Source organism: Pseudomonas sp. UBA3149, assembly GCF_002364655.1.
Lineage (GTDB): Bacteria > Pseudomonadota > Gammaproteobacteria > Pseudomonadales > Pseudomonadaceae > Chryseomonas > Chryseomonas luteola.
This window is the reverse complement of record NZ_DEYV01000031.1, coordinates 1-10,796: the sequence shown is the minus strand read 5'-3', so window position 1 is coordinate 10,796 and position 10,796 is coordinate 1. Positions and strand designations below refer to the sequence as shown.

12 protein-coding genes are annotated in these 10,796 nt (G+C 55.1%); 4 read left to right on the top strand and 8 right to left on the bottom strand.

Features of this window, described 5'->3' with window-relative positions:
* The 5 genes from B3729_RS19585 to B3729_RS19565 all read right to left on the bottom strand — a co-directional run.
* Positions 1-553 (bottom strand): AAA family ATPase (locus B3729_RS19585; RefSeq protein WP_286788762.1); only part of this gene is annotated, 553 nt, incomplete at its 3' end.
* 306 nt (positions 554-859) lie between these two features.
* Positions 860-1,225, bottom strand: a complete 366-nt coding sequence (locus tag B3729_RS19580) for a hypothetical protein (protein ID WP_181123770.1) — start codon at positions 1,223-1,225, stop codon at positions 860-862.
* A gap of 320 nt (positions 1,226-1,545) precedes the next feature.
* On the bottom strand, positions 1,546-1,725 hold the full coding sequence (locus tag B3729_RS19575; RefSeq protein ID WP_019364493.1) for a hypothetical protein: 180 nt from the start codon (positions 1,723-1,725) through the stop codon (positions 1,546-1,548).
* A 205-nt stretch (positions 1,726-1,930) separates the two neighbouring features.
* Positions 1,931-2,110, bottom strand: a complete 180-nt coding sequence (locus B3729_RS19570; RefSeq protein WP_010799380.1) for a hypothetical protein — start codon at positions 2,108-2,110, stop codon at positions 1,931-1,933.
* 412 nt (positions 2,111-2,522) lie between these two features.
* Complete coding sequence (locus tag B3729_RS19565; RefSeq protein ID WP_181123768.1) at positions 2,523-2,720, bottom strand: hypothetical protein; 198 nt, start codon at positions 2,718-2,720, stop codon at positions 2,523-2,525.
* Positions 2,721-2,876: 156 nt separating this feature from the next.
* On the opposite strand from B3729_RS19565, the gene B3729_RS19560 reads away from it, so the two are divergent.
* The 4 genes from B3729_RS19560 to B3729_RS19545 all read left to right on the top strand — a co-directional run bounded on the left by B3729_RS19560 (position 2,877) and on the right by B3729_RS19545 (position 5,634).
* Positions 2,877-3,200, top strand: a complete 324-nt coding sequence (locus B3729_RS19560) for a DUF6794 domain-containing protein (RefSeq protein WP_286788761.1) — start codon at positions 2,877-2,879, stop codon at positions 3,198-3,200.
* Between the two features lie 321 nt (positions 3,201-3,521).
* On the top strand, positions 3,522-4,163 hold the full coding sequence (locus B3729_RS19555) for a hypothetical protein (protein ID WP_237719450.1): 642 nt from the start codon (positions 3,522-3,524) through the stop codon (positions 4,161-4,163).
* Between the two features lie 114 nt (positions 4,164-4,277).
* Positions 4,278-5,072, top strand: coding sequence for a hypothetical protein (locus B3729_RS19550; RefSeq protein ID WP_181123765.1), 795 nt, complete (start codon positions 4,278-4,280; stop codon positions 5,070-5,072).
* A 13-nt stretch (positions 5,073-5,085) separates the two neighbouring features.
* Entirely contained in the window at positions 5,086-5,634 is a 549-nt protein-coding gene (locus tag B3729_RS19545) for a hypothetical protein (protein WP_181123763.1), read from the top strand.
* Positions 5,635-5,679: 45 nt separating this feature from the next.
* Here B3729_RS19545 and traN read toward each other — a convergent pair whose 3' ends face one another.
* From traN to B3729_RS19530, 3 genes are all read right to left on the bottom strand, one after another.
* A complete protein-coding gene (traN, locus tag B3729_RS19540) occupies positions 5,680-8,367 on the bottom strand; it encodes a conjugal transfer mating pair stabilization protein TraN (RefSeq protein ID WP_286788760.1) in 2,688 nt (895 codons plus the stop codon).
* A 14-nt stretch (positions 8,368-8,381) separates the two neighbouring features.
* Entirely contained in the window at positions 8,382-9,347 is a 966-nt protein-coding gene (locus tag B3729_RS19535) for a TraU family protein (RefSeq protein WP_181123840.1), read from the bottom strand.
* Positions 9,348-9,463: 116 nt separating this feature from the next.
* Positions 9,464-10,796: TrbC family F-type conjugative pilus assembly protein (locus B3729_RS19530; protein WP_286788759.1), on the bottom strand; the 1,333-nt coding region annotated here is incomplete at its 5' end.

The window sequence follows — 10,796 nt, the reverse complement described above, 5'->3', positions numbered from 1 at the left end:
CCACCACCCTGAACATCGGATGGGGCTTGATGATCTCGCCGGCGTTCTGAGCGATCACCAGAGGGCGACCTTCCAGAATGTCGTTAAGACCCGAGAGCTCCGAAGGGTCCATCATGTCGATTTCATTGATCAGGAGCACATGCCCATGCTTCATGCCCAGAGCCAGAGGCCCGTGCATGAACTGCATGGTGGGTGCTGCGCCAGGTGTCGCGCTCACAAGAGCGTGATGCCCGATCAGATCAGACAGCTCCATACGACCATGAGCTGTTACCTGCTGAACCGGCCAGTTGAGCCGACCCAGGATCTCGGTGATCCCACTGGTCTTGCCGGAGCCCGTAGGCCCGGTGACGTAGTAGGCATCGCCATCAGGCTGGTGCAGAAAAGCCCGAAACTCGGTTACAAATTCCTTGCGGAACACATAGGACGAGTTGATCTCGGGGATAAAAGGGTTGGAGGTATCTGCAAAGCCCATGATCGTCGCCGTGTCAGATACAGCGATGTTGAACGTGGACGCCAGCGGAAACTTAACCAGACCGTTGTTTGTTGCTTGCATGGTGAGACTCCAGAAAACGGGCACACCAGCTCCTTGGGGAGTCAGGTGACGCCCCGAGGGGTTGAAGGGAAACGCTAAAGGGTGGTGCTAAAAGAGATTTCTAATCTTGCATCGTTGGGAGGTATGCAGCCTCTTCTTTACTCACGGGGAGTAAAAAACCGGATCACGCAAAGGCACTGGAGGCCAGTACGCTTGGGCGATCAGGTTCACGAGATGCAGATGATGCAGAAAAGCCGCTGGGGCTTGGAGGGGTATCGTCTGATCTGCGCCCGAGGGGTGCAGACCAGAACGATACAAGGGATGACGTTACACAGAGATCAAAAGACCCCGGCGCAAGTAGGTAGGCTTCTCTAAGTGGTCCCAATCCATGCTCTCGTTGGAGAAGCAGGGCGTTGCGACAGCCTCTACAACATCAGCCGGAGCTGGCGCCGCAGGAGCCTTCACCTTACGAGTAAGCAGATGCTGGATCAAAGCCCAGCTTCTTTTACCAATAACACATGCCAGTTTACGACTGAGCTTACCCAGCCGTCGCAGTCCGAGGACGATGCCTTGTTCAAGTGTCTGGGTCAGCCAGACGCAGTACTTGACGAGCAAGTAAGCAATGGCAAAACCAACACCGCAAATCAAAACACAACCGCCAACGAACAATACGAGGTGAAATATTGAATACATGGTGAGTTTCCTTCAGTGAAGGGGGTACTCACCAGTGTCTGGGAGTGGTCCCCCAGATTGGGAATATTGCTGAAGCTTAAAGTGGTAGCAGCCACTATCAGTTCGCAGAGCGAGTGATAGATTTACCTTAGCGTATTTTTTGAAAGGCAAAAGCTGTGGTTGATACCCGCGCGGGCACGAACTTGAAGAAAGTTGGGAAAGTTGGGAAAGTTGAAGGCAATTTCAGCAGCGCAGCTCGAATCAATCCAGCCAGTCAGGCTATTTCAGTAATAAACAGGCATAAAAAAACCGCCCAGAGGGCGGTTTTTTGGTAGTGCTTACTAACCTAGAAAGTGCAGCACAACGATAGTCAGTATGGATGTGGTTCCAACTGAACCAACCACAGCAGCGATGTCTTGCCAGGTGATCCGGGAAGCCTTTTCGTAGCGGGCATTGCTCTCGGCTTCTTCCCTTCTGAGTTCTCTTTCAAGCTCTTCCTGCATCTCAAAAATGCTTTTCATGCTTCACGCCTCAGCAAGTAAAAGGCAAAAAAAAGCCCCTAAAAGGGGCTTTTTGTTTCAAGCATCAGGAATGACGTTCGCGAAGCACCTTGCGGGCTTCTGATTCAGAACGTTTCTGACACCACAAAGCGTACAAACCCGTACCCCCCATGGTAAAAAAGATAATCGCAAAGACTAATAGACCAGCTGCTGTTTGGCTCATCTCTCAGTCCTCCTTTGTTAGGTAAATGCCTAAAACCCATAGGCCTGCACCCAACAATGTAGCGCAGATAGACAGAACAGTCGAGGCACTCACAAAGACGCTGATGAGGCCTGCTGCTACAGCCGTCGTACCGATTTTCCGCAGATCTTCGGCAACAGCTTTAAACCGAACGGTGGTGATCATAGTGTCGCTCCTTAATCTCAGAGCGCACTTTTCCCCGGACAGGGCAGTGACGCCCCGAGGGGTTATTAAAAAACATCTAAAGGATGTTGCTAATTTTGCATTGTTAGGAGGTATGCAGCCTCTTTTCGCTCCACAAGGGAGTGAAACCGATCAACCAAAGGCACGGAGCGACAACTCGGACCCAGGGTATTTGGCGGATCGGTTTCAAGAGGAAAAGACAAACCCGGACGCATAAAAAAGCGCGGGCTGGTGGTGCGATAACGTTGAGCACAATGCTCACGTGGTACTGCTTAAAGGATGCTGAGGCTTAACGTGGTAGCTGCCACGTGAAAGCAAGAGTAGCGTATTTTTCAGCGTTGAACAGTCGTACTGCCTACCCGCGCGGGCACCAAAACAAACAAAGTTAAAAACTCTAGCAAGTACACTCAAGAACGTGCAGCACAGTGAGTGTTAGCACGGCGGTACCGGAAAGCGATCCGACGACCAGTGCAATCTCCTTCCAGCTTAATGTAGAAGCTCTTTCACACTGCTCGAGGAATTCAGCATGCTGTTTTTGCTGTTCTTCGCGCAGCTGGGCCAGATATATTTCGGACTCTTCTACGGTTCTCATACTTTGCGCTCCGGATTGGAATGGCTCTATTGAAAATACTTCAGAATCTCGCCGATGCAAGCGTGGCAAGGGGCGTTTGAGCGGACTTGCATCCAGGGGGTTCAGGGGTACGGTAGTAGTGAAACTACAGGTTCACCGCTTCACGAGGACTTCCACATGCAAGATCCCGCTATTTCGGTTCCAGGCCGATGGCCCACCACTGTTGAGGCAGCGGTCAAACATCTCCTGGCCATGCTCAGTGAAGAATCCAAGGCCACCGTTCGCAAACTGCCAGAAGAAGAGCTGATCCATTGCCACTATGGGTTGGGCATGGCCATCCGCAACGAATTCGGCCTCTGGAAGGGAAACAAGAAGCTGCTCAAGGCTGCCTGTCCAGCGGGAGGGCACCCTGACGATGCTTCGATGGCTATCATTCGGGCGCTATGGGTTTGGCTTCGTTCAAAGCAGGTCATAGAAGGCGTCTACCAGACCCTCCATTAACGTGTACGGAATGCAGGACAAGTCCAGGACCGCCGATCTGTCAAACCGAATTTTCGAAAATATTTGACCCCAAAACCCGTGGTTGGTACCCGCGCGGGTATCAACCACGAGGCTTTGGACGGCATTTCCTGTAGTACGGTGATCCTTGCACTAATCCACAGGGGTTGCCTTATGAACGATATGACCATTCCGCCCGGTTCAATACCCGAGCCATCAGGAAAAAAGACCATTCAGCTCACCCGCACGTCGGTTATGCCCAGCAGCTATTCCCGGCCCATACTGCGACGGTCAATTGAGGTTGCCTCTGACCACGCGCAAAAAATGTTTGAACGTACTTTCAGTCGCACCTCCTATTCGTGCTTTTCCATTGAAGTGATCCTGCAGATCATTGGAGAGGAAAAGTTAGTCGACAAGGCGCTTCTGACCATCAGTAAACTCATCAAGAACAGTGAAGATCTGATCGACAAGCAGATTGATCAGATTACCGAACTCAACAAGAAGCATGAGCTTGATGAGAATTCCGGCTACTCGAATCCGGCCATCTACCATGCAGACATTACGAGTCCTCTGGCCATGCAGTACGCCAAACTGCTGCTCAAGTTCGACCACATGGTCAAGATGATCGACGTCCTGTGGATGAATGGCTTTCTGGAGTCACGTCAGCGTACCAAAGCCCTGCATGACTGGCGCAACAATATCTCTCGCCTTTCCAGCCGCATCATCAGCATCGAGAAAAATGCCCGCATTGACGCTCACAAGCGGGGCAAGCAGGAGGAGGTAGACAAAACCGCTCCTGCGCGAGCAGATGAAAACGATGCCGCCGCCTCGTTGAACGAAGCAATGAACCCTCAGGACGGTATTGACGATGCGCTGCCGGGAGCCAGCGAGTCCAGTCCAGGGGACTTGAGAAAGAAAGGTGATCCCGATTCTGAGGACGACCTTACAGAGCCGGTGCCGGTTTAGGCGAGATCAATGAAGAGTGTCTATATTGAGCGGCTTAGGTCGCTCTTTTTTTAGCGCCAAAACTTGCTTGCAGGACATCTACTGGTAGTTTCAAGGGAACGGGGAGAACACGCCATGAACACATTCAAGATTGCATCTGTACTGCTGACCACGGCCATCATGACCGGATGCGCCAGCACTTCTTCAGAACCCACCGGCAGTTATGCCAGGCAGGTAGCAACCGCAGGCGGACTGCGTCTTGAGGATCATAAAGTACCCAGGGCCCAGTACGACGCAGCGTTGAGCTCTGTTACCGACGCCGGCCTCAATACAAGTGTTCTAGCCTCCTCCCATGGCTTCAACATGGGCGGTGGTGCTGCGCTTGGAGTAGGTTTGGCTGCGTGGCTGTTCAGCCCGGCAGCCCCGGAGCAGAAAAACGCAATTATTGCATTTGTTCCATCAAACCAAAGCTCCTCTGAAACTGTGAAGAAGGAATTTGCACTGTTGTTAGCAAAGGCTTACCAGCAGGCTTACAGAGATATGAATGGTTATACGCCGTCTGAGATCATTCATAATAATTTTCTTGGTGAGAGCTATATAGTGGCCGCCCAAGGTAAAGGCTGCGATCCGGATATGGATGAGCCAAACAGAGGATGTCAGTTTTCTGCCAATGTGGTTAAACCTACACAGATAAGATCGCCTGCGTTTCTGAATGTGAAAGGTGATGTCTATAGATTTGGGGCTAGAGAAAAAGCATTGAGTGACAGCGGGCTTTATGACGACGCCTTTGATAAGCGCACCTTTTTACTCAATGTCAGCAAACATCTCCCCGATTGGGCATATGTATATGCCGCGCCGGTACGTAAGGTCTCGCCACCTATGATCTTCCATAAAGGGGAAGTGCATTACTTCGTCGTGCCTGACGCTTGAGTGAGGCTCAGTCATGACAGTAAAGCCAGAAAGAGATGAGCTCCAGGAGGCGATCGAGGCGCTGGCCAAACTGCGAGTCAGAGGGCCGGCGCTGCTCAAGATCGAGCCGCAAACCGTATCGGTGGACCCTTATGATCCAGAGCTGCAAAAGAATCTGATTGCGCACCTTGGCACAAAGGCCAGACGGTTGATCAACTTTACCGTTGGCCAGTGCTACACCGAGCATGGCTTTCCGGTCTTTGTCGCTGCGAATCACCGAAAGTGCGTGTTTGGCCGTAAATCCCTCGCGCCTGATCAGATCATCTCGGTCGAGGTTATCGAGACGCTGACCGAAGAAGACAGGCAGCTGTTTCCTTGGGACGAGCTTCAGAGCAGGACGCTGTTCATGGTGGCGGTCAAATTGGTCACCGCCTACCGACCCGCGCTGTATCTGTATCTGAACCTCAACAAGCCGATCTCAAGGGATACAGGCATGTATCAGGATGCACTATCCAGAGCCCAGGCCTTGTGCGAAGCGATTCAGAGGTTCAGAGGTTCAGGGACCACACCTGAGATCAGGTAAGCAAAGGGGCCATTCGGCCCCTCTTTCATTATGGATATTAAAGTTTCAGTTCAGTCCCCCAGGAGCTGCCACCGCATCCGTTGCTCGCTTGGCCGCGCCCTTGAGGTCTACCTCATTTGTAGCCCGGACAGTACGGTCCACACTGTTTTCACGCAGCTGATCGGTGTTCAGGAGACTGCCCTGTCCTGTGAGCGTTTCCAGCGTGACGTTTTCGGTAGTCGGATAGAGGTTGTGCAGGTTCAGGAGATTGACCCACTCAGTAAGGTCAATGGTGTCCCAGTTGAGTTGGCCAATCTCATCGATTGTAAGCCCACCGCACTCCGGCTCCTCAGCGTCGCCCCAGTTCTTGCCGAGTTGAGGTCTGGCCTGCTCCTGAATGATGCGGGACAGCGGTGAGTTAAAGCAGCAATACGATTCGCGCTCCTCGATACAGAGTCCCGCTACCTTTGTCTTGCAGTACTTGCCGACCTTGTGGCAGTTGCCCAGCTCACGCTGAGCATTAAGCTCAAACTCCTCTTGCTCACATTCCCAGATCATTTCCATGATCACCATGGCAATGACATAGTACGTGTATACCGTCATTAGAAAGCCAAGAGCGCTAGCACCACCCTCAACAACTGCCTCAGCACTTCCCTTAGCTAGTTTATCGGTTGCTTGGCTCGCTGCGGCTCCCGCCGCACCAGTTCCCCCTTGCTCTGCAGCTTTGCCCATCGCGTTTTTAAACAAGGTGGTTAATTGGTTTTTAAGTTCTGTCTTTACGGTATCAATGGCCTTGTTCTTTAGACCAATGATGCCGTCGTAGAATGAGGTGAACGGCTTGGTGATGGGCTGGAAGGTATTGACCACGGGGTTACGCAAGGTGGCGTAGCTGCTCTGGATGGTGCCCAATGCACTTCCGCTTTCAATGCTCATGATTGCTGAGTCGATCTTGGGTACCGCCAGGACCAGTGCCAGATAATCGCCTACCGAGACGTTGGTTGGCTGCTCGCAGCAGTCCACCGATCCGCCGATGGCTTTCTTGCACTCACCCGGCTCGGCCTTGAAGATCTCGCACTCAACGTTTGTCGTGGCATCGGCCTCGGCACAGGCCAGATCCTCACCCATGAACTGTGCGGCCTGAAGCAGCGACGCCGCCTTGTCGAAGTCCTGACTGACCTCTCGCGTGATGCCAATGCACTCCGCGCCCATGCAGCTCACTGAGCGCTGGCAGGCCTCGGGATTATCCACGCAGCCCGGAAACGCCTCGGCCAGATCAATCTTGAGCTTGCACGCCACATTCGAGGTCGCCGCACCACAGTCATAGGTCTCGGTGAAGCGAATACACTCGCCGGTCTCGGTGGCCTCACTGCACACCGACTTCACCAGCCCGCACTGGGGATTGTCAGCCAGCGGGGTGCAGGTGTCCTCATAGCCGTCGATGGACTTACTGGCATCGATCGTGGCAGTCATGCTGCGGCACATGGGTGAAATACCTGAAAGCCCGGTGCTTGGGAAATCACTCTCGCACACCCTGACGCCGTTCTGGGTCATGCAGCCTGCTGAATCCAGCGCAGGTATCTCTGTGCAGCTGTAGGAGACATCGCTGTAGTACTTGGTTGTCTCCTTGGTACGCGCCAGGCAATCAGCCGGGTCCCAGCCATTGTCCTTTACCGCCTTGGTCGAGTCATAGTTGAGCCGGATACGCCCGTAGCCCTCACCTTCGCCGGTAACCGAGACGCGGATCTTGAAGCGCACCGTGGAGCCCGCCTTGACGTTCTTGAACAGGCTGGTGACATCAACCAGGGGATTGGCGGTCCAGCTGGTGTTCAGCTCACAGGCGCCAGCCGTCTCCGGTGGGAAGTTATTGTTGGGTCCCTGCCAGATGAGTTTTTCCTGACCGGCAGGCCCTACCCAGACCTGCATGTAGTCGTCCCATTTGGCGTATTCGAGCTGGGCACTGATCACCGCTTCGGGGTTGATCACCGTGACTTCGGTGTATTGCTCCTTGATCGAACAATTGCCGGACCAGTAGTTGTCACCCACCTCGCCGATCCACAGCTGCATGCAGCCTGCACCACAGGAGTTGAGGTTGGCAGGGCCTGCATGGTGCTCGATCACGCCTACGGTATAGTCATGGTCCGCCTCGCACTGGCCGTTGGGCATGTTGGGCCGGGTGCACTGCTGGAACTTGTTGGTGCTGGCGGTCGGGTCGGTGCCGTCATCGCAGTCGGGAAACAGTCCGTCCGCGCTATCGGTGGCCGTATACAGCTGGTTGGTCTGCTTCATCATGGGATCGTTGGTGAGATCCATCTTGCCCACCGCCCGTGCGCCCTGAACCACTTCAAAGGCCTGCCCCTGCAAGGACACCTCACCGCTGTCCTGCTCGGACCTGAGCGTACTCAGGGCTTCGGTGCCAGCCGAGTTCATCGCATCGCCGTCGTTGTAGAGCTGCTGAAGGTCGGTAGGGTCTGCGGCATGGGGGAAGTACTTGTTGACCTCATCGCCGGTACCGCCCGGAAACAGCTCATTGACGTTAAGGGAGGTGTTGGCGCCCGGTAGCGTGAGTGTGCCATCCTCGCTGTAGGTAGCTAGGTCAGAAGGATTAGGCGTGATCTCTTTGCCAAATTCCTGAGCGGCGTTTCCGACCGCTGCCATGTCTGCCGCCTGCGCATGCTTCTGGTCAATTGGCATCCACAGCATCAGGCCGGTCATGGCCAGCGCCGTCGTTCGATAGAGGAGCCCTGTTCTGTTCATTGTCTACCGCTCCCCTATTGAGTCATGCAGCAGTCTTTCCAGCGCCAGATCGTATAGATCGGGTCCTGTCCTTCGGCTGGAATGGTTCTGGCCTGTCCCCAGATCAGCGTGGACTCGCCGATCTTGTGGCCCTTCTTGGTTTCGGGCAGTGGATGCAGGATGGAAAGCTTGTACTGGCTCTTGGGAAGCGTTGGCGTAATCTCACCGCCACACATGGCGCCATCACCCATGGTCCCGTAGGCAAGCCCACGACGATGCAGAGCCGCCAGTACGCGCGCGCTCAGGAGGGAGCTGCCCTTGATCACGCCCCGATTACCCGGCACGCTGCCGACCAGCGGGTACAACGTGCCCCAGCTGCCCGCACACCAGAACATGCTTTCGATGGGATTGCCGGTAGCAGACGCCACGGCATCAGCGCTACAGGCGGTAGCCGCTACCGGGTTGGCTACGGCGGCCGCTTCAGGATTGGCAAAGAAAGCCAGCTCGGCGTTGTTCCAGGTCGGGTCCAGCTCGGACATGTACATCACGTCCAGGTCCATGTAGCCGTCGTTCTGGCACCAGCCCGAGGTAAAGAGATCCAGAATCACCAGCAGCGGAAAGGCGTAGTAGTGGTAGTGCATAAACATGCCGTCCTGCTTGCCGCCACTGCCATAGCCATGGGTGCCCTGAAAGGTGCGGTCAAAGGGAAAGCGCACGCCGTTAAGTACCGAGGAGCAGCCCGGTACGCGCTGAAACTCCACCAGACGCGCTGGCTCCCACATGCCAGAGCTGATTCCCGGACGCGGCACGTTGTTGGTGTCCCAGCACATGCAGGCCGACTTCTTGCTGGCGCCCTCGGGTACGCCACTGGTTTCGCCCGAGATGGAGACACCCGCCACACGTAGCGGAAACAAGCAATCCCAGCAGATGTCGGTAATCAGCTTGGGGCCAATCACATCACCGCTGTAGCAGCCCACCGCAGCATTGGCAGAGGAGGTCATACCTAGGCATAGGCTAAACGCGACTGCGCATAGGAAATGCCAAAAAGCGTGTCCAGAACGAGTAAAAATGGATGGGTTATGCGTTAAGCGGCATAAAAAGCGAGAGATTTGCATATTCATAATGCACTCCCGTCCTTTGCTGTCAGCTCCTTGACCACAAACACCTTGCCGTCACTGGTCACGATGCTGGGGGTATGCTCGATCTCGAAGCGCTCGATGATCTCCTTGGTCACCAGGTACACGGGCGCCTCGAAACGGTTGGAGAGGTCTGTATACCCTTTCCAGCCCTGCTCCTTGTCCATCTGGGTAGCCAGATAGGTCAGCTGCCGGATGTTTGGCTGTTTGGCCAGTTCAGGAAGAACACGGTCCAGGATCTTCATCTGGCTCGGTACCGATGGATCAAAGATCACCAGCGCCTGCGTAAAGGGCACCTGATCCAGTGGGTTGAGTACCGTACCGGCTTTCATCAGGACCTTGCCGTCAGCGCCAGTCAGATCCTGCAGCACGGTCACGCTGGGATCGATGGTGCGGGTGCGTGAGTGCGAAGCCGGTGGAATGTAGTTGAACTGCTGCTTTTGCCAGAACCGTCCGACGGCAGCCTGCTTTTTGGCTTCCCAGTCCACCGAGGCCACGCGCTCCTGCATCATCTCGATCAGGTCCTGCTCGGCAATCTCCATGACCGGCCCCCGGCGGCCCTGATCACCGGTCTGGCCCTCGGCAACCTGTTTTTCCAGCCACTCGGGTGAACTCAAGCCTTCTACCCGCGCCAGCTCATGCTTGTCGGTGAATTGGGTGTCAGTACCTTTTTCCACGGTGATCAGGGTGGGCACCTCAGCGACCTTGTAGTCCCGATACAGCGTGGGATCGATCACGAGGTTGGGCAGCGGATCGTATTCAGCGATCAGGTGCTGGTAGTGCTTCATTCCCTCGTCCAGCTTCATGCCTTCCGGTACGCCACGAAACACCAGCACCACGTCCTGACGCTCGGAGGCCATTTCGAAGACTTCCTTGAGTGCAGCCTTGCCCAGGGAGAGCGAGACAAACAGAAGCATGGAGTGATGGGCATAGGTCTCGTTCTTGCGCGCTTCCATTTTGGCCGCCCGTAGCGTGGGATCGGTTTCCTCCATTGATCGCACCAGCTCGGTCGCCTCCCCCATGACCTTGTCCATCGAAGAGTTCTTGAGCGTATTGAGGTCAATGGCTGCGCCAGCACCCTGCCTAATAGCTTTGCCCTGCTCCACAATGGCCTGATCCTCAGCAGTCAGCGCCGTGCTGCCCAGATGAGTACTGCCTACCACTGCGCTTCTTTCGGTGTCCTGCCGGGGCGTCAGGAAGGTGCGAAGGTCGCGCCCCTGCTCGATTTCCGGCGGCATGTTTGCAAGATCCGGAAGGTCAGCGCCAGAGGCGGCCTGGGCCGCCCCCAGCACTAGTGAAAGAGCCAGCATGGCC

Excerpts from the sequence above, each read along its gene's own strand:
- B3729_RS19555 (WP_237719450.1), top strand. The coding sequence starts at position 3,522 with ATGTTTGAACGTACTTTCAGTCGCACCTCCTATTCGTGCTTTTCCATT.
- B3729_RS19545 (WP_181123763.1), top strand. The coding sequence starts at position 5,086 with ATGACAGTAAAGCCAGAAAGAGATGAGCTCCAGGAGGCGATCGAGGCG.
- traN (WP_286788760.1), bottom strand. The coding sequence starts at position 8,367 with ATGAACAGAACAGGGCTCCTCTATCGAACGACGGCGCTGGCCATGACC.
- B3729_RS19575 (WP_019364493.1), bottom strand. The coding sequence starts at position 1,725 with ATGAAAAGCATTTTTGAGATGCAGGAAGAGCTTGAAAGAGAACTCAGA.
- B3729_RS19570 (WP_010799380.1), bottom strand. The coding sequence starts at position 2,110 with ATGATCACCACCGTTCGGTTTAAAGCTGTTGCCGAAGATCTGCGGAAA.
- B3729_RS19550 (WP_181123765.1), top strand. The coding sequence starts at position 4,278 with ATGAACACATTCAAGATTGCATCTGTACTGCTGACCACGGCCATCATG.
- B3729_RS19580 (WP_181123770.1), bottom strand. The coding sequence starts at position 1,225 with ATGTATTCAATATTTCACCTCGTATTGTTCGTTGGCGGTTGTGTTTTG.
- B3729_RS19535 (WP_181123840.1), bottom strand. The coding sequence starts at position 9,347 with ATGACCTCCTCTGCCAATGCTGCGGTGGGCTGCTACAGCGGTGATGTG.
- B3729_RS19560 (WP_286788761.1), top strand. The coding sequence starts at position 2,877 with ATGCAAGATCCCGCTATTTCGGTTCCAGGCCGATGGCCCACCACTGTT.
- B3729_RS19565 (WP_181123768.1), bottom strand. The coding sequence starts at position 2,720 with ATGAGAACCGTAGAAGAGTCCGAAATATATCTGGCCCAGCTGCGCGAA.